Source organism: Streptomyces roseirectus (genome assembly GCF_014489635.1).
Taxonomy (GTDB): Bacteria; Actinomycetota; Actinomycetes; order Streptomycetales; family Streptomycetaceae; genus Streptomyces; species Streptomyces roseirectus.
This window is the reverse complement of the sequence record NZ_CP060828.1, coordinates 126,139-141,840: the sequence shown is the minus strand read 5'-3', so window position 1 is coordinate 141,840 and position 15,702 is coordinate 126,139. Positions and strand designations below refer to the sequence as shown.

Here is a 15,702-nt window from a genome sequence, read left to right as displayed (position 1 = left end):
AGCATCGACCCGGGGTTCCGCCCCCGCCATCGGTGGTTCTACCGAGTACCCGCGCTGAGCTGCGGAAAGAGACGGGTGAAGTGTCCGGAACCACCGACGAGCCGGTCCCCCTCCAAGGCGGTCGCCTCACGGCCGGTGTCGTCCGCATCGGCGACACGGTCCGCCGCCCCGCATCCCCCGCCTCACCGTTCACCGCCGCGGCCGCGGGCTTGGCGCGGGCCCTGCACGACGCGGCCTGGGGGGAGTGCTCTCGTCGGCCGGCACCAGGTGGTGTGCCATCACGACCTGGGACCGAACAACACCGTCTTCCGGGACGAGATGCCGGCCGCCTTCATCGACTTCGACCTGGCCGCACCGGGGAGCCCGCTGGAGGACGTCGGGTGCCTTCAGGTGATGATCGCCGGCTGTCGCCTGCGCGCGCCGGTGAGCGGCTGGAACGGCGCACCCTGCTCACCGGGGCGGGCACAATGACCGCGTGTCCCTTTCCGATCGTCTCCGTGTCAACGCCGATGCCGTGCTCGCGCTCGGCACGTTCGGGCTGGTGGCGTTCGCCGAGGGGCGGCAAGTGGGGGAGGGGCGGGCGGAGTTCGGGGCGTGGGTGTTTGTTGTGGTGGTGTGTGCGGCTCTGCCGTACAGGCGTCGGTATCCGGTGGCTGTGGGGTGGTTCACGGCGCTTGCGACCGGCGCTTACTACCTGGTGAGCGACACCGACGGGCCGTTGGTGGTGGTGCCGGTCGTGGCGCTGTACGCGCTTGCCGCAGGCGGGCGGTTGTGGGATGCCGTCGCGGTGGCGGGGGCGATGGTGGGTGGGGTGTTCGGGGCTAGTTTTGGGGGTGGGGACATCAGTGGGACGGCGGTGTTCATGCTGGCCGGGTGGCTTGTTGCTGTTGTGGCGTTGGGGACTGTGCGGCACGGCCGGGCGGCGCATGCCGAGGAGGTGGCGCGGTTGAGGGCGACCGAGGAACGGCTGCGGATCGCGCGTGACCTGCATGACGTCATCGGTCATCACATCTCGATGGTCAACGTGCAGGCGAGCGCGGCCCTGCACCGGCTGAAGAAGGACCCCGCGCAGGCCGAAGAGGCGCTGGGCGCGATCAAGGCGGGCAGCAAGGAGGCCCTGCGGGAGCTGCGGGCCACCCTCGGCGTCCTGCGCCAGGCCGACGAAGCGGCGCCCACGTCCCCCGCACCGGGACTCGCCCGCCTCCAGGACCTCGCGGACGCGGCCGAGCCCGCCGGACTCGCCGTGCGCATCGCGCGGACCGGCACCGAACGCCCGCTGCCCGCACCGGTCGACCTGGCCGCGTACCGCATCGTGCAGGAGTCCCTGACCAACGCCGCCCGGCACAGCGGCGCCGGCCACGTCGACGTCCACCTCGCCTACGGCGACGGGCAGTTGACCCTGACCGTCGAGGACGATGGACCGGGCACGGTACCCCGCGAGCAGAACACCGGCACCGGCATCGCCGGCATGACCGAACGGGCCCGGACCCTGGGCGGTGACCTGACCGCCGGACCACGCCCCGCGGGCGGATTCACCGTCCGCGCCAGACTGCCCTACCGCAGTACCGCCCAGCCGACACAGGGGAGCGACCGATGATCAGGGTCCTGCTGGCCGACGACCAGCGACTCGTCCGGGCCGGATTCGGCTCCATCCTCGCCGACGAGGACGACATCGAGGTGGTCGGCGAGGCCGCCGACGGCCACGCCGCCCTCGCGGCCTGCCGCGAACTCGCCCCGGACGTCGTCCTGATGGACGTCCGCATGCCCGGCATGGACGGCCTCGAAGCCGCCCGCGCGATCGCCGCCGACGAACGCCTGGCCGCGGTGAAGGTCGTCATCCTGACCACCTTCGACCTCGACGACTACGTGTACGGGGCGCTGCGCGCCGGCGCGACCGGCTTCCTGGTCAAGGACACCGAACCGGAGGAACTGCTGCACGCGGTCCGCGTCGCCGCCCGGGGCGACGCCCTGATCAGCCCGTCCGTCACCCGGCGGCTCATCGCCGAGTTCGCCGGCCGCGCCGACGGCCCGCGCCCCGACGCCCGCCTCGACGCCCTCACCAGCCGGGAACGCGAGGTCATGCGGCTGGTCGCGGCCGGCCTCACCAACGACGAGATCGCCGCCCGCCTCGTCCTGTCCCCGTCCACGGCCAAGACCCACGTCAGCCGGATCATGACGAAACTCGGCGCGCGCGACCGCTCCCAGGTCGTCGTCCTCGCCTACGAGTCCGGCCTCGTCACCCCGGGCCGGCCCACCGGCTGACAGCAACCCCTGGGGTACGGCGACGACGGCGGCGTACCCCAGGGGAGGTACGCGAGGTGTCAGCCGCAGGCCGACGATCCGGCCCCCACCGCGCGGGCACGATCGACGCCATGACCACACCACCCTCCCCGGACGGGGCGACGCACGTCCAACCGAAGCCGAGGCAGCCACCCGGCCCCTCCCCGCGCGGCCCGCTCCCGCCCACCGGCCGGTTCGCGCACCTCGCCGGCTGGGCGCAGCGCCACCGCCGGACCGCCCTGCTGATCTGGCTCGCCGTCCTCATCGCGGTCACCCTCGGCTCGCGGGCCGCCGGCTCCGCCTACGAGAACGACTTCGCCCTCCCCGGCACCGACTCCCAGGCCGCCACCGACCTGCTCACCCAGCACGGCTCGGCCCAGGCCGGCGACAGCGTCGAGATCGTCCTCAAGGACGAACGCGGCATCGCCGCCGCCGAGGCGGCCGTCACCAGGATGCTCGCCGAGGTCGCCCGGCTGCCCGGCGTCGCCGAGGTGCGCAGCCCCTACACCGACACCGCCGCCGTCTCCGAGGACGGCACCATCGGCTACGCCACCGTCACCCTCGACGCGAAGGCCGAGGCGGTGCCCAAGGAGGACGTCGCCGCGATCATCGACACCGCGCGCGCCGCCGGGACGGACGGCCTGCGGGTCGAGGCCGGCGGCGAGGCCGTGCGGGGCGCCGAGGAGAAGGGCAGCCCGGTCGCGGAACTGGCCGGCGTCGTCGCCGCCCTGGTCATCCTCGGGCTGCTCTTCGGCTCCCTGGTGGCGGCCGCCGTACCGCTGCTGACGGCCCTGTTCGCGGTCGGCTCGGCGCTCGGCCTGATCGTGCTGGCCTCGCACGTCTTCACCGTCGCCGACTTCACCCCGCCCATCACGATGCTCGTCGGACTCGGCGTCGGCGTCGACTACGCCCTGCTGATCTTCTACCGCTACCGGCACGAACTCACCCGGGGCGCGGACCCGGACACGGCCGGCCGCACGGCCCTGGACGCCGCCGGACGCACCGTGTTCTTCGCCGGCTGCACCGTGATCATCGCCCTCCTCGGCCTGGTCGCCCTCGGCCTCGGCTCGCTCCAGGGCGTGGCCCTCGCGCTGGCCCTGACCGTGCTGACCACCATGGCCGCCTCGCTGCTCCTGCTGCCCGCGCTGCTGGCGCTCTTCGGCCGCCGCATCCAGCGGCACGTCCTCAGTCACGCCGAGCGAGCCTCGGCCAAGGGTGCCGCCGAGGGCCGCCGCTGGCGGGCCCTCGCCTCGGCCGTGCAGCGCCGCCCGCTGCCGTCCCTCATGGTCGCCGTCCTCGCGCTGCTCGCCCTGTCCGCCCCGGCCCTCGGCATGCGCCTCGGCTTCGCCGACGCGGGCAACGACCCGGCGACGACGACCTCACGCAAGGCGTACGACCTGCTCGCCGAGGGCTTCGGCCCCGGCTTCAACGGCCCCCTGATCGCCGTCGCCCACACAGCGCAAGCGGCGCAGGACGGCGCCGCGACCGGCGCGGCCGTCCGCACGGCCCTCGCCGCCACCGACGGCGTCGCGGCCGCGAGCCCCGCGATCCTCTCCGAGGACGGCGCCCTGGCCACCGTCATCGTCCACCCCGACACCGCGCCGCAGGACGAGGGCACCACCGCCCTCCTGAACCGGCTGCGCGACGACGTCGCCCCGAGGGTGAAGGACGACACCGGCGCCACCCTCCTCGTCGGCGGAGCCACCGCCGCCTCCCAGGACTTCGCCGACACCGTGTCGAAGCGGCTGCCGCTCTTCGTGGCCGTCGTCGTCGGCCTCTCCTCGCTGCTGCTCCTGCTGGTGTTCCGGTCGGTCCTGATCCCCGTCAAGGCGGCCCTGCTCAACCTGCTGTCCATCACCGCCGCGCTCGGCGCCATGACCCTCGTCTTCCAGCACGGCGCGTTCGGGGTGCAGCCGGGCCCGGTCGAGGCGTTCCTGCCGGTGCTGGTCTTCGCGATCGTGTTCGGGCTGTCCATGGACTACGAGGTGTTCCTCGTCTCGCGGATGCGCGAGGAGTGGGAGCGAACGAAGGACCACTCCCTCGCGGTGAGGGAAGGGCTCGCCTCCACCGGGAAGGTCATCACGGCGGCCGGGGCCATCATGATCGTGGTGTTCGGCGCGTTCATGCTGAGCGCCGACCGGATGCTCCAGCAGTTCGGCCTCGGCCTCGCGGTCGCGATCCTGGTGGACGCCCTCGTCATCCGCTGCCTGATCGTCCCCGCGCTCATGCAGCTGATGGGCCGATGGGCCTGGTGGCTGCCCGCCCCGCTCGCCCGCCGCCTGCCCGAAGTCGCGCTCGAACGCCCCGCCCAGAGCTGAGCCCCACGGCTTCCCGCCACCCACCGGGAAGCCGTGCACGCGTCTCAGAGCCGGTGTCACGTCCCCGGCCGGGCGCCCGGCCGGGGACGTGACACCGGCTCTCAGGCCCCCGCCGCCCGCACCGCCCTCGGACTCGCCCCCAGCTCACGCCGGCACGCCTTGTTGAACGCCTGGAGATCGGCGATCCCCACGGCCGCCGCGACGGCGGTGATGGACAGCGTGGACGACTGGAGCAGATGCCGGGCCCGCTGAAGCCGCCGGTGGCGGACGTACGCGACGACGGTCAGGCCGGTCTCCGCACGGAACACCCGCGTCAGCCGCGTGTGGGAGATCCCGACGGCCCGCGCGACCTCCGGCACGGTCAGCGGCCCCGCCAGATGCTGCTCGACATACGCCCGCGCGGCGGCCACGAAAGGGTGCTCGCCGCCGTCCGCGTCCCGCCCCGGCAGGTCGGCGATGCGCCACAGGGCCGTCCACACCTCCGCCGAGGCGCGCGCGGGAGACGTCGGCACGGCCGTCACCGCGCGCCGCAGCAGGTCGGCCAGGCGCGGGCTGTCGGCCGCCGCGTCCTGCATCACCGGCACCGTCCGCTCGCTCCCGCCGCCCGGCAGCCGCAGATGCGCGTACACGTGCTCCGAGCGGCCCCGGTAGCGGAAGCGGACCTCCGTGTCCGGTGGGACGAGGCTGACATGGCCGGGGCGGATGGGGTGCACCGAACGCCCCAGCGACAGCGCGCCCTCGTAGTGGTAGAGGTGCAGCTGCCACAGGTCCGGCAGCCGGAAGACGTCGTGGTCGGCCGCGACACCGTGCACGCCGACACCGGCGGCGACGACCTCGGGCGGCCCGTCGAGGCGGAGCGTCACATGATCCACGAGGACGGAAAACTACCAGCAGCCGACGATTCCCGCCCACGACGGCGGCCGGCCGCGCCCGTACGGTCGTCGCATGTCAACCAGCAAGCAACTCCTGACGTCGGTCGAGATGGCACGGTTCGTCGCGCGGGGATTCCTGCGGCTGGACGGGGTGGTGCCCCCGGAGATCAACGAACGGGCCGTCGCCGCCCTGGAACAGGGCCTGCCCGGCGTGCCCTACGGCACCCCGCTCGCCGAGGCGTTCGCCCCGGACACCTTCGTTCACGACCTGCTCGCCGTCCCGGCCGTCGCGGGCGCCGTCGAGAGCCTGGTCGGCCCCGGCCCGACCGTCGACCACCACGCCGTGCACGTGCGCGAACCCCACGAGGGACAGGCACAGCCGCTGCACGGGGACGCCATCATCGACGTCCGCCCGGACGCCTTCGACATCCAGCTCATGTACTACCCGCACGAGGTCACCGCCGACATGGGCGGCACCCTCAGCGTCCCCGGCAGCCATCTGCGCCGGATCAACGAGACCGACGTCGGCCGCGTCCAGAACCTCCGCGGCCAGACCCGGCTGACCTGCCCGGCCGGCACGGTCGTCGTCGTCCACCACGGCATCTGGCACAGCGGCCGGCGCAACGACACCGCGCGGCGGCGCTACATGTTCAAACTCCGCCTCAACCCGACCGTGCCGCAGGTGCGGCTGTGGGACCTCGCCGACCTCCACGACCCCGCGGTGAACGCGGAACTCGGCGCCTGGCTCCCCTGGTACGAGCAGGCCACCGGACGGCTGGAGATCTACAACCGCGTCCTGCTGTGGCGGGCCCTGACCGGCGACGACACCTTCGACGTCGACCACTGGGTCACCCGCGTCAGCAACCGCCCCGCCCTCAGGAGCCACGCATGAGACAGCACGTCCTCGTCCTGTACCTCGCGACGTCCGCGCTGGACGCCCCCGTCGTCGGCTGGTCCCGCTACGACGGAACCGCCCGCACCCACCCCACGACCGGCGACAGCGACGAACCGCCCTACCCCACCGGGCTCGCCGCCCTCCACGACGGCTGGCGCCTCTTCCAGGCGTCCCAGCTCCTGCCGCCCCAGCCGGGGCACGAGTACGACGTCTCCTTCCTCAAGCACGAATTCCTCTTCGAGAAGCTGGAGGACAGCCCGTGACGACCCACCCCCTCAAACGGCGCGCGGCCCTGATCGCCGCGGCGACCGCCCTGCTCGCGGCACCGGTCACCGGCACGGCGGACGCCGCCCCGACCGCGGTGACCACCCAGGCGCACACCCCCGGACGTGTCAAGGACGACGGCGACACCGTCCGCCACAGCTGGCCCGGCGTGTACTTCGAGGCCACCGTCCGGGGCACCGGCGTGGGCATCGTGCTGAAGGACTCGGCCGCCGACTACGACGTCCAGATCGACGGCGCCACCGTCGCGACCCTCGTCACGCCCGGCGACCGGACGCACTGGATCAGCGGCCTCCAGGACCGCACGCACAGCGTCCGGCTCGTCAAACGCAACGACACTCCGTGGTCCACCAGCACCTTCGGCGGCTTCCTCGCCGCGCCCGGCGGCGCCGTCCTCGCCAGACCCGCCGCCCGCGCCCGGCAGATCGAGTTCATCGGCGACTCCCTCACCGTCGGCTACGGCAACCTCTCCACCTCCCGCACCTGCACCGGCGACCAACTGCGGCGCACCACCAACACCGACGTGAGCTACGGCGCCCTCACCGCCCGCAGGCTGAACGCCGACTACCAGGTCAACGCCTACTCGGGCCTCGGCATGGTCCGCAACTACGGCGGGGGCTCCCCGGACGTCGCCTACCGCACCTACTACGACCGCGCGCTGCTCAACCAGCCCGGCGACGTCTGGCAGAACCCCGGCACCTGGCGCCCCCAGGTCGTGGTCGTCCACCTCGGCACCAACGACTTCTCCACCCCCGTCCAGGCGGGCGAGCCGTGGACTCCCGAAAGCCTCGCGGCCGGCTACCGCGCCGCCTACGGCGACTTCCTGCGCAAGCTGCGCACCCGCTACGGCAGCAACACCGTCCTCGTGGCCGTCGGCGCCGGCCAGTTCGCCGGTCACGTCGAACAGGTCGTCAAGGCACGCAACGACGCCGGCGACAGCCGGGTGCGCTCCTGGTTCCTCGACAGTGCGGGCCTGGACTTCCTCGGCTGCGACTGGCACTACTCGGCCCACGACGACCGCGTCATCGCCGACCGCCTCACCCCCTACCTCGCGAGCCTCCCCACGGGCTGGTGACTGACGGCACGGCCTGGGGGAGGGGCTGGGCGCACCAGATCGTCTTGCCGTCGGCGGTGTGCCGGGTGCCCCACCCCTGGGTCAGCTGGGCGACGAGCAGCAGACCCCGGCCGCCCTCGTCGAACGCGCGGGCGCGGCGCAGGTGCGGGGCGGTGCTGCTGGCGTCGGACACCTCGCAGATCAGGGAGGTGTCGCGGATCAGGCGCAACCTGACGGGCGGACGGCCGTAGCGGATGGCGTTGGTGACCAGCTCGCTGACGACGAGTTCGGTCACGAACGCCGCCTCGTCGAGCCCCCAGGCGGCCAGTTGCGCGACGGCGAGCCGCCGCGCGTGGGTCACCTGCGCGGGGTCGGGCTCGATGTCCCAGTCCGCGACGTGCAGACTCTCCAGCGCGCGCGTACGCACCAGCAGCAGCGCGGCGTCGTCGGTGCGGCCCCCGGTGAGCAGCGTGTCCGTCACCGTGTCGCACAGCGCCTCCAGCGGGCCGGCCGGCCGCTCCAGGAGCCCGCGCAGCACCGCGATCCCCTGGTCGATGTCACGGCTGCGGCTCTCCACCAGCCCGTCGGTGTAGAGCGCGACGAGACTCCCCTCGGGCAGCTCCAGCTCGGCGGCCTCGAACGGCAGCCCGCCGATGCCCAGCGGCGGACCCGGCTGCGCGTCCACAGGGATGCCGGTGCCGTCCGGGGCGACCACCAGCGGCAGCGGATGACCGGCGCTCGCCAGGCTCAGCCGCCGCGACACCGGGTCGTACACCGCGTACAGGCAGGTCGCCCCGGACTCGCCGGCCGTCCGGTCGTCGTCGGCGAGATGCAGGACGAGATCGTCCAGATGGGTGAGCAGCTCGTCCGGCGGCAGGTCCACGTCCGCCAGCGTCCGCACGGCCGTCCGCAGCCGCCCCATGCTCGCCGAGGCGTGCAGGCCGTGGCCGACGACGTCGCCGACGACCAGGGCGACCCGCGCCCCGGACAGCGGCACGACGTCGAACCAGTCGCCGCCCACCTCCGCCTGCTCCCCGCCGGGCAGATAGCGCGACGCCGCCTCCACGGCCTCCTGGCTCGGCAGCCCCTGCGGCAGCAGACTGCGCTGGAGGGTCAGCGCGGTCGCGCGCTCCCGCTCGTACCGGCGGGCGTTGTCGATGGCGACGGCCGCCTTGGCCGCCAGCTCCTCGGCGAGGATCAGATCGTCGGCGGTGAACGCCTCGGGCCGCTCGCCGCGGACGAAGACGACGACGCCCAGCAGCGCGCCCCGCGCCCGCAGCGGCACCGTGATCCGCCCCGTCAGCCCCTCGGCCGCCAGGCCCGCGTCGACCAGCGGATTGCCCTCCGGCCAGTGCGCCGGGTCGGCCGCGAGCCCGGGACCGAACGCCCACTCGCCGCCCTCGCCGGGATCGGCGGCCAGCTCGGCCGTCGAGGTCCCGGAGGCCATGCAGCGGGCGGCGACCGAACCGGGCGCGTGCACGACCCGCGCGGGGCACGCCTCGTCGTCGTCCTCCCGCGCGCTGTGCCGGGCGGCCCGCCGCAGCGCCACCGCCCCGCCGGCGCCGGGCCCGGCCGGGGGCTCCTCGCCGCGCAGCACCTCCTCGAAGAGGTCCACGGTGACGAGGTCCGCGAACCCCGGCACCGGCGTCCGGGCCAGCTCCCACGCCGTGCCCCGCACATCCAGGGTCCGCCCGATGCCGCGGCCCGCCTCGTTGAGCAGCAGCAGGCGCTGGCGCGCCCAGTACTCGGCGCTCATGTCGAAGCCCCAGTTGGCGACCGCGCGGATCGTGCCGGCGGAGTCGCGGACCGGCCACATGCTGGTCGCCCACGCGTTGGCGTAGTCGCTGCCGAGCGGACGGAACACGGTGATCAGCCGCGCCGGTTCACCCGTCCGTGCGACCTCGGCGAGCCGGTCGGTGTACGCCTTGTCGTCCAGCTCGGGGAACAGCTCGCGGTACTTCTCACCGAGGACGTCCGCCTCGGAGTGCGCCATCACCCGGGTCGCGGACGCGTTGACCCACAGGAACCGCAGGTCGGGGTCGTAGACGCCGAGCGCGAAGGGGCACTGCTCGAAGGCCCGGTCGGCGATCACCGGGCGGCGCCCCCAGTGCCGGGCGGTCAGCACGAGGCCCAGCGCCCGCCCGTCGGGGCCGCGCATCGGGTGGGCCGTCAGCACGGCGTCCACCGTGGAGCCGTCCCGGTGGCGCAGCGGCACGGGGTCGGCGCAGTCGGGGAAGCCGGGCGGGGGAGGGGCGGCCAGCAGGCCGGTCAGGGGGCGGCCGGTCACGTCCTGGGCCGTCCAGCCCAGCAGGAGGGTGCCCTCCTCGCTCCAGCCGCTGACCGTGCCGTCCGGATCCACCATGACGACAGCGCTGGGCGCGTCCTTGCTGCCGGTCGCCTTCACGCGGTACGCCTCCGTCCCACAGCGATGCCCGTTTCACAGAGCATCCACGAGAACTTCGCGCGCCGCGCCCCGAAACCCGGCCGCCGCCCACGCCATGATCGAATGGACCGACCAGCCCTCCAGGCGCCGCCACGCGCGGCGCCGGAGCGGCAGAACGTGTGACAGGGAGATGACCATGAGCGTGCTGGACGGGATCCTCGCGGGAGTCCGGGAGGACCTGGAGGAGCGCAAGCGGGCGACGCCGCTCGCCGAACTGCGGGCCCGGGTGGCGGACACGGCGCCCGCGCTCGACCCGCTGCCCGGCTTCCGCGCGCCCGGCGTGTCGATCATCGCCGAGGTGAAGCGCAAGAGCCCCAGCAAGGGCGCCCTCGCGGACATCCCCGACCCCGCCGACCTCGCCGCCCGGTACGCGGCCGGCGGCGCCGCCGCGATCAGCGTCCTCACCGAGCAGCGCCGCTTCGGCGGCTCCCTCGCCGACCTCGACGCCGTCCGCGCCCGCGTCGACGTGCCCGTCCTGCGCAAGGACTTCATCGTCGACCCCTACCAGCTGTGGGAGGCCCGCGCGCACGGCGCCGACCTCGCCCTCCTCATGGTCGTCTCGCTGGCCGACGCCGAGCTGGCCGACCTGATGGGCCTGTGCGGGGAACTCGGCCTCACCCCGCTCGTGGAGGCGCACACCGCCGACGAGGTACGGCGCGCCGTCGCCGCGGGCGCCGCGCTCGTCGGGATCAACGCGCGTGACCTGACGACCCTGGAGGTCGACCGGGGTGTGTTCGCCGACCTCGTCACCGGGATCCCGGACGGCACCGTCAAGGTCGCCGAGTCCGGCGTCACCGGTCCGAAGGACGTCGCCGAGTACCGCGGCCATGGCGCTGACGTCGTCCTCGTCGGCGAGGCGCTGGTCCGTTCGGGCGACCCGGGCACCGCTGTCCGCGAGTTCATCGAGGCGGCCGGGGCCTGACGGCAGGTCAGTGGGCGCCGTCCGTGAGCCGGGCGGCGCCTGGGCGGTCACGGCGGTTGCCGGGAGCGGGGGTCAGCCGGCGGTCAAAGTGGTCCACTTCTGGTTCGCGCCGCCGTGGCAGTCCCACAGCTGGAGCTGGGTGCCGTCGGCCGTGGAGGAGCCCGGGACGTCCAGGCAGCGTCCGGAGGCCGGGTTGCGGTAGCCGCCGTTGTAGGGCTGCCACACCTGCGCGGCGCCTCCGTGACAGGCCCAGAGCTGCACCTTCGTCCCGTTGGCGGTGCCGCCGCCCGCCGCGTCCAGGCACTTGCCCATCGAACGCAGGGTGCCGTCGGTGTAGGCCGACCAGATTTGGTTCGAGCCGCCGCCGCAGGCCCACGTCTGGACGGCGGTCCCGTTCGCGGTGCCGGCTCCGCTGACGTCCAGGCACTTGCCGGTGACGCCGGAGCGCACCTGCGCCGGGGCGGGGGCGGGGTCGCGCAGCCAGCTGGCGCTGTCCGCGGTGCGGATGCCCTGGAGGAAGGCGTCGGCCATCTTGCGGTACCCGGCGTCGTTGGGGTGCAGGGCGTCGGCCAGGTCGGCCGTCGTCAGGGCGCTCATGTCCACGTACCCGACCCGCTTCCCGGCGGCCCGTGCCTCGTTCACGATGCCGGGGATCGCCTGGTTGTAGGCGGCGCGGTACTGCTCCAGGCTGCCGCTGGTGGACACGACCAGGGACGCCACGAGGACGGTCGCGTCGGGGGCGGCGGCCGTGACCTGGTTCACCAGCGACTTCAGCCGGGCGGTGGCCGTGGACACCTGGTAGCTCTGGTTGAGGTCGTTGGTGCCGATCTTCAGCGTCACGACGTTCGGACGGTAGCGGGTCAGCGCGGCGTCGACGAGCGTGGATATCTGGTCGATGCGGTACCCCGAGTGCCCCTCGTTGTCCGGGTCGGACATCGAGCCCGCCCGCCCCGTCCCCACGAAGTCCAGCGGATGGCCGTCCGCCATGAGCTTGTCCCACAACAGCCCCCGGTAGCCGTTGCCGTCGCTGCTCCCCACCCCCCACGTGATCGAGTCGCCCAACGGCATCACCCGCAGGGGCGTGGTCGGCGCCGCCGAAGCCGGCACCGCCGCCACCCCCAACGCCGCGGTGACCAGCGTGACCAGGGGGAGAATCCAGGACTTCCTCATGCGAGCTCCTTCTTTCGAACGAGTGCTGGGGCCGAGCCACGAACAGACGTACAGACAGATACCACGACCCCCTGAGCCCTGACATCCCATGAATCAAGGGAGATACAGATCGGCATGCGAAGCAAGCATGTGACCCGCGCTCTCAACTGGCCTGATCACGGCCTGTGTTCATGGCTCTGCCGTGCGGCTTTCGGAAGACGGAGATCCTATGTCTGGGGTTGCCCTCCGCGCCCGTGGCTGCAGATCGCCCACCTGTGCGGGGGCGCAGGCCGATGAGATGCCGGCGAAGACGGTGGTGGACGCGGGACGTGACTGTGCGTCAGCCCGGTCCTCGGCGTCGTGGACGCGGCGCACGACTCCTCCCGCGCGGAAAGTGGATCGCCACCACCGGGTGCACCCCGCCCAGGGACAGCCCGGTCGGCTCGGCCATCGCGGCGGTGACCGCCACGAGGACACGGTCGCCGACTTCAGGGCGAAGGTGCGGGCCGCCGGACAGGAATGGACCGGCGACGAACCCGACGACCTGGTCGAGCTGCTGACCCGGGCCGCCGAGGGCGACCCGAGACTGGCCGACATCGTGCGCGCTACACCATCTCCGACGTCCTCGTCGAATACGCCGTCACCCTGAACGAGAAGGTGCACACCGACCTGGCCGCCGTGGCCGGCCCCTGCGTGCCCACCAGGTCCTGTGGGACACCCTGACCGCGTTCGTCGACGCCGACTGCAGCGGGAACAAGGCCGCCCGCACTCTCTTCATCCACCGCAGCACCCTCGACCACCGCCTCAGCCGCATCGGCGACGCCACCGGCTACGACCCCACCGGCGGCCGGGGCGCCCAGACCCTGACGGCGGCTTTGATCGCCGAGGCCCTGACGGGGTGAGCGCCACCCCGCCTCACACGGTCGCCGCCAGCAGATCGGCCCGACGCAGCGACGACAGCACCCCGACGGGACGGGCACCGCCGCCGGACTCGTCGGGACCGAGAAGCGTCTGCACGCCCGTGGCGCCGCCTGGGCCGAGGCGGCCCACCTTGACCGTGTGGTCCCGCGACGCGCCGGCGACGACACGCCCCGCGAGCTGCGCGACCGCGTTGACGAGATTCCGGTGCTCCCACAACGGCACCCGGTCACCGTAGACGGTTGGCTTGTTCGACGGATCATCGAACGGAATCCCTACAACGGTCGGGAGCGGACAACTCAGGTGAAAGGCGCTGATCGTTCGCCGGTGCCGTGTGCAGGCGGGTGCCCTCGACGTCGAGGTCGGGCAGGGCGCGGTCGAGCCAGGCGGGGAGCCACCAGGCGTGCCGTCCGGCGAGGGCGAGGACCGCCGGGACGAGGGTCAGGCGGACCGCGAAGGCGTCGATGGCCACGCCGACGGCGAGCGCGAAGGCGATGGGCTTGATCAGCGCGTCGTCCAGCGGGAAGAACCCGGCGAAGACGGTGAACATGATCAGCGCGGCGGCGGTCACGACGCGGACACTGTGCCCCGCGCCGTCGGTCACCGAGGCGCGGGCCACGCCGGTGCGCACCCACTCCTCGCGCATCCCGGAGACGAGGAACACCTCGTAGTCCATGGCGAGTCCGAAGAGCACGCCGACGAGGATGATCGGCAGGAAGCTGACGACGGGCCCGGTGTGGGCGAGCCCGAGGGCGTCCGCGAACCAGCCCCACTGGAACAGCGCGACGACCGTACCCAGCGAGGCAGCCACCGACAGCAGGAACCCGACGGCCGCCTTCAGCGGGATGAGCAGCGAGCGGAACACCATGGTGAGCAGGATCAGACTGAGGCCGACGACGATCGCCATGAACGGCGGCAGGGAGTCGCTGAGCCGGTCGGAGACGTCGATGTTGACGGCGGTGGTGCCGGTGACCGCGACCGTCGCCCCGGTGGCCGCGCGGATGCCCGGCGCCGCGGCGCGGATGTCCTGGACGAGCCGTCCGGTGCGGGCGCTGTCGGGACCGGTCTCGGGGATGACCTGGACGATGCTCTGGCCGGGCTCGCGCGTGGCCACGGGCGGCAGAACGGCCCTGACCCCCTGGATGCCGCGCAGCTTCCGCGCGACCTCTTCGCCCGCCTGCGCCCCCGACCCCTCGCGGGCCTGGGTCAGCACCAGGAGCGGCCCGTTGAAGCCGGGCCCGAACTTGGCGCCGACCGTGTCGTACGCCCTGCGTTCGCTGGAGGCGACCGGCGCCGAGCCGTTGTCCGGCAGGGCCAGGCGCAGGTCCGTCGCGGGGAGCGCGAGCGCGCCGAGGACACCGGCGACGGCCAGGACGGTGAGCAGGGGCTTGGCGACGACGGCACGCACCCAGCGGGCGCCGAGCGTCGCCTTGCCGGCGTGGCCGTCGGAGGCGGTGGCGCCGCTGTTGTCGTCGGTGGCGCTGCCGTCGGCGTCGGTGGCGCGCCCGGCCTCCTCGCCGGCGGGCTTCGGGGTCAGCCGGCCGCCCGCGAACCCGGCGAGGGCCGGGACCAGGGTGATCGCGGCCAGCACCGCGACGAGGACGGCCCCGGCGGCGCCGAGCCCCATCACGGTCAGGAACGGGATGCCGATGACGCTGAGCGCGGCCAGGGCGATGATCACCGTGCCGCCGGCGAAGACGACCGCGCTGCCGGCCGTGCCGTTGGCCAGCGCGGCGGATTCCTGGGGGTCGGCGCCGCGGGCGAGCTGCTGGCGGTGGCGGGACAGGATGAACAGGACGTAGTCGATCCCCACGGCCAGCCCCAGCATCAGCGCGAGTGTGACGGCGGTGGAGGAGATGCCTACCGCCGGGGTGAGGGCGAGCAGTCCCGCGAGCCCCACGGCCACGCCCGCCAGCGCGGTCAGCAGCGACATGCCCGCGGCGAGCAGGGAGCCGAAGGTGACGACGAGGACGAGCAGGGCGACCGCGACACCGATGATCTCGGACGGGCCGATGTGGACGCCGTTGCTGCCGTAGGCGCTGCCGCCGACCGACGTCCTGAGCCCGTCCTTCTCGGCTGCCTCGGCCGCCCTTTCGATCGCCGCCAGGGACGCGGGGCGCACCTCGGCGCGCTGCACCGAGTACTGCACCTGGACGATCGCCGTGCTCCGGTCGGCCGACACGGCGCCGGACAGACGCGGTCCCACGACGGCCTTGACCTGGGGCGCCTTCGCGGCCGCCGCCTCGGCCCCGGCGATGGCGGCGGTGTAAGGGGCGTCGGTGACCCGGCGGCCCGGGGGAGCGGTGAAGACGATCTCGGCGCCGGCCCCCGAGGCTTCGGGCAGCGTCCTGCCGAGGGTGTCCAGCGCGTGCTGCGACTCGGTGCCCGGCACGGTGAAGCGGTCGTCGAGCTTGCCGCCGAAGAGGCCGACACACGTGACGAGCGCGGCCAGCACCGCGAGCCAGATGCCGAGCACCAGGGTGCGGTGGCGGTAGGCGCTGAGGCCCAGCCGATGGAGCAGGACTGCCATGGCGAACTCCTGAGGGCGTGAGGGGGATCCGGCCGCGCC

General features: G+C 73.6%; 15 protein-coding genes. 10 read left to right on the top strand and 5 right to left on the bottom strand.

Annotated elements, in window-relative coordinates:
• The first annotated feature begins 270 nt into the window (after nt 1-270).
• The 4 genes from IAG44_RS44645 to IAG44_RS00330 all read left to right on the top strand — a co-directional run bounded on the left by IAG44_RS44645 (nt 271) and on the right by IAG44_RS00330 (nt 4,598).
• Entirely contained in the window at nt 271-471 is a 201-nt protein-coding gene (locus tag IAG44_RS44645) for a phosphotransferase family protein (protein ID WP_425508413.1), read from the top strand.
• A gap of 4 nt (nt 472-475) precedes the next feature.
• Nucleotides 476-1,597, top strand: a complete 1,122-nt coding sequence (locus IAG44_RS00340; protein WP_187745121.1) for a sensor histidine kinase — start codon at nt 476-478, stop codon at nt 1,595-1,597.
• Nucleotides 1,594-2,262 carry a response regulator gene (locus tag IAG44_RS00335; RefSeq protein WP_187745120.1) on the top strand — a complete coding sequence of 223 codons (669 nt, stop codon included), beginning with the start codon at nt 1,594-1,596 and terminating at the stop codon, nt 2,260-2,262. Before IAG44_RS00340 ends, IAG44_RS00335 begins: the two co-directional genes overlap by 4 nt.
• Before the next feature lie 110 nt (nt 2,263-2,372).
• Entirely contained in the window at nt 2,373-4,598 is a 2,226-nt protein-coding gene (locus tag IAG44_RS00330) for an MMPL family transporter (protein ID WP_187745119.1), read from the top strand.
• 101 nt (nt 4,599-4,699) lie between these two features.
• Here the strand turns inward: IAG44_RS00330 and IAG44_RS00325 are convergent, their stop codons facing one another.
• Entirely contained in the window at nt 4,700-5,470 is a 771-nt protein-coding gene (locus tag IAG44_RS00325; RefSeq protein WP_246561321.1) for an AraC family transcriptional regulator, read from the bottom strand.
• Between the two features lie 73 nt (nt 5,471-5,543).
• On the opposite strand from IAG44_RS00325, the gene IAG44_RS00320 reads away from it, so the two are divergent.
• Genes IAG44_RS00320 through IAG44_RS00310 form a run of 3 tightly spaced genes read left to right on the top strand, consistent with a single transcriptional unit; the run spans nt 5,544 to nt 7,722 of the window.
• Nucleotides 5,544-6,362: a phytanoyl-CoA dioxygenase family protein gene (locus IAG44_RS00320; protein ID WP_187745118.1), complete on the top strand. Its 819-nt coding sequence runs from the start codon at nt 5,544-5,546 to the stop codon at nt 6,360-6,362.
• Complete coding sequence (locus tag IAG44_RS00315; RefSeq protein ID WP_187745117.1) at nt 6,359-6,628, top strand: hypothetical protein; 270 nt, start codon at nt 6,359-6,361, stop codon at nt 6,626-6,628. Before IAG44_RS00320 ends, IAG44_RS00315 begins: the two co-directional genes overlap by 4 nt.
• Nucleotides 6,625-7,722, top strand: coding sequence for an SGNH/GDSL hydrolase family protein (locus IAG44_RS00310; RefSeq protein WP_246561319.1), 1,098 nt, complete (start codon nt 6,625-6,627; stop codon nt 7,720-7,722). Before IAG44_RS00315 ends, IAG44_RS00310 begins: the two co-directional genes overlap by 4 nt.
• On the opposite strand, the gene IAG44_RS00305 is transcribed toward IAG44_RS00310, so the two are convergent.
• Nucleotides 7,685-10,105 (bottom strand): SpoIIE family protein phosphatase, encoded by a 2,421-nt coding sequence (locus IAG44_RS00305; protein ID WP_187745116.1) that lies wholly within the window; start codon nt 10,103-10,105, stop codon nt 7,685-7,687. The two genes, IAG44_RS00310 and IAG44_RS00305, sit on opposite strands and share 38 nt — an antisense overlap.
• A gap of 175 nt (nt 10,106-10,280) precedes the next feature.
• Between IAG44_RS00305 and trpC the strand changes: the two genes are divergently transcribed.
• Nucleotides 10,281-11,066 carry an indole-3-glycerol phosphate synthase TrpC gene (trpC, locus tag IAG44_RS00300; protein ID WP_187745115.1) on the top strand — a complete coding sequence of 262 codons (786 nt, stop codon included), beginning with the start codon at nt 10,281-10,283 and terminating at the stop codon, nt 11,064-11,066.
• 72 nt (nt 11,067-11,138) lie between these two features.
• Here trpC and IAG44_RS00295 read toward each other — a convergent pair whose 3' ends face one another.
• Nucleotides 11,139-12,236: a ricin-type beta-trefoil lectin domain protein gene (locus IAG44_RS00295; RefSeq protein WP_187745114.1), complete on the bottom strand. Its 1,098-nt coding sequence runs from the start codon at nt 12,234-12,236 to the stop codon at nt 11,139-11,141.
• 373 nt (nt 12,237-12,609) lie between these two features.
• On the opposite strand from IAG44_RS00295, the gene IAG44_RS43065 reads away from it, so the two are divergent.
• Nucleotides 12,610-12,864 (top strand): hypothetical protein, encoded by a 255-nt coding sequence (locus tag IAG44_RS43065; protein WP_246561317.1) that lies wholly within the window; start codon nt 12,610-12,612, stop codon nt 12,862-12,864.
• Nucleotides 12,848-13,117, top strand: a complete 270-nt coding sequence (locus IAG44_RS43060) for a helix-turn-helix domain-containing protein (RefSeq protein ID WP_343075767.1) — start codon at nt 12,848-12,850, stop codon at nt 13,115-13,117. The genes IAG44_RS43065 and IAG44_RS43060 overlap by 17 nt, the downstream gene beginning before the upstream one ends.
• A 13-nt stretch (nt 13,118-13,130) precedes the next feature.
• Here the strand turns inward: IAG44_RS43060 and IAG44_RS00285 are convergent, their stop codons facing one another.
• On the bottom strand, nt 13,131-13,358 hold the full coding sequence (locus tag IAG44_RS00285) for a hypothetical protein (RefSeq protein WP_187745113.1): 228 nt from the start codon (nt 13,356-13,358) through the stop codon (nt 13,131-13,133).
• 34 nt (nt 13,359-13,392) lie between these two features.
• Entirely contained in the window at nt 13,393-15,663 is a 2,271-nt protein-coding gene (locus IAG44_RS00280; protein ID WP_187745112.1) for an MMPL family transporter, read from the bottom strand.
• Nucleotides 15,664-15,702: the final 39 nt, after the last annotated feature.

Coding starts and splice junctions, on each gene's coding strand:
- IAG44_RS00330 (WP_187745119.1), top strand. CDS start 2,373: ATGACCACACCACCCTCCCCGGACGGGGCGACGCACGTCCAACCGAAG.
- IAG44_RS00295 (WP_187745114.1), bottom strand. CDS start 12,236: ATGAGGAAGTCCTGGATTCTCCCCCTGGTCACGCTGGTCACCGCGGCG.
- IAG44_RS00335 (WP_187745120.1), top strand. CDS start 1,594: ATGATCAGGGTCCTGCTGGCCGACGACCAGCGACTCGTCCGGGCCGGA.
- IAG44_RS00320 (WP_187745118.1), top strand. CDS start 5,544: ATGTCAACCAGCAAGCAACTCCTGACGTCGGTCGAGATGGCACGGTTC.
- trpC (WP_187745115.1), top strand. CDS start 10,281: ATGAGCGTGCTGGACGGGATCCTCGCGGGAGTCCGGGAGGACCTGGAG.
- IAG44_RS00280 (WP_187745112.1), bottom strand. CDS start 15,663: ATGGCAGTCCTGCTCCATCGGCTGGGCCTCAGCGCCTACCGCCACCGC.
- IAG44_RS00315 (WP_187745117.1), top strand. CDS start 6,359: ATGAGACAGCACGTCCTCGTCCTGTACCTCGCGACGTCCGCGCTGGAC.